The sequence below is a fragment of the Streptomyces sp. NPDC059679 genome, from assembly GCF_042734105.1.
Taxonomy (GTDB): domain Bacteria; phylum Actinomycetota; class Actinomycetes; order Streptomycetales; family Streptomycetaceae; genus Streptomyces.
This window is the reverse complement of sequence record NZ_JBHWES010000199.1, coordinates 1-1,286: the sequence shown is the minus strand read 5'-3', so window position 1 is coordinate 1,286 and position 1,286 is coordinate 1. Positions and strand designations below refer to the sequence as shown.

The window sequence follows — 1,286 nt, the reverse complement described above, 5'->3', positions numbered from 1 at the left end:
ACTCGGCGGCGGTGGGACCCACCGGTTATATTTTGACGCCACCGCTGACGCCACCGCAGCCGGACGCCGCCGCCCCCACGCGGCTTCTGGTGGGGCCGTCGGCGTTCCGGAGGGAGCCGTGGGGCGGGACGTGCGAGCCGAGGCGGGGGTCGTCCTCGGCGTGGACGGTGCCGCAGCGGCAGCGCTGTACGGTCTTGCTGCGAGTGCTGGTGGGGCGGTTGTGGACCGGTCCGAAGGACGGGGCGGTGAAGGTGGCGAAGACGCGGGGGTGGGTGGCGACGGTCTCGGGGACGGTTTTGCCGCCGCGCAGGCCGGCGGAGATGAGCTGGTAGGTGTCCCGCCGGTAGATCTCCGCGCACGAGGGACAGCGGGTGGCGCGGCGGTTGCCGCACCGCATCAGCAGGCACCGGCCGGGAGCTGGGCGGAGTCCAGGTGGCGGAGGACCTCCCCGGTGGTGGTGTGGACCTCGGTGCGGTGGCCGTCGAGCCGGACGGGTTGGGCGCATCCGCCGAGCGAGGTGAGCTGCCGCATGAGGCCGGGGAGCTTGCCGGCGGCGGCGAGGGAGGTGAACAGGGTGAGGACGGAGCCCGGGGTGTTCGGGGGTATGGGGGTGGTGCGGGTGGTCGATGCGGGCATGGCCTTTCTGCCGCACGGCACGCAGACACGTCGGCGGGGAGGAAGAGAAGAGAGGGGGTCGCAGGGCCCGGCAGGAGCAGCGGGAGGTACGCCGTGGTGCCCCTGCCGGGCGGGATGGAGCGGCGACGGGACTCGGCTGGAGCTCGCCGGTCGTCAATGTGCCGACACGGCTGGTCAGCGCGGCAACGTAGGCACGACCGGCCCCAGCCCCGAGGAGATGCAGACCCGAGTCCGCATGGACGCACTCGCCGACGCACTCGAGGACGCCCTCGACCAGATCAAGGAACTCCGCGAGCGCCTCGACCACCTCGCTGTCGCCAGAACTGCGGGATCAAGCTCGGAGCGCTGGCGGGTAGGTGACCCGGTACCCGAAGGGCTCCAAAAACGGGATTGATCAGCCCTGAACGCATCTCGAAGCCATTGCTTCAGAAACCTGAAGCTCCACCAGACGCGACTGGTCGGGCTTCAGAGGTGTTTGACGGCAGTAGTTGACGGCAACGTCAGTGGACAGAGTCCGTCGGCGATGGTGGCTCGTTGCCGTCGTCAGCGCCTGACTTAGACCGTGTCCTATGTGGTGAGGCGTCGTTGCCCCGGGCATGGGGCGGGGTACGTGGAGTTGGATTGTTCCGGACGGGCTGTGGGAGATCGCG

Annotated in this window: 1 protein-coding gene and 1 pseudogene; one reads left to right on the top strand and one right to left on the bottom strand. The window is 70.0% G+C overall.

Annotated features, from left to right (window positions below; genetic code table 11):
* Nucleotides 1-121 precede the first annotated feature (121 nt).
* A pseudogene (locus ACFV2X_RS55635) lies at nt 122-531 on the bottom strand (replication initiator); the annotation flags it as partial.
* 322 nt (nt 532-853) lie between these two features.
* Here ACFV2X_RS55635 and ACFV2X_RS55630 point away from each other — a divergent pair.
* Complete coding sequence (locus tag ACFV2X_RS55630; protein WP_385631999.1) at nt 854-1,030, top strand: hypothetical protein; 177 nt, start codon at nt 854-856, stop codon at nt 1,028-1,030.
* Nucleotides 1,031-1,286 lie beyond the last annotated feature (256 nt).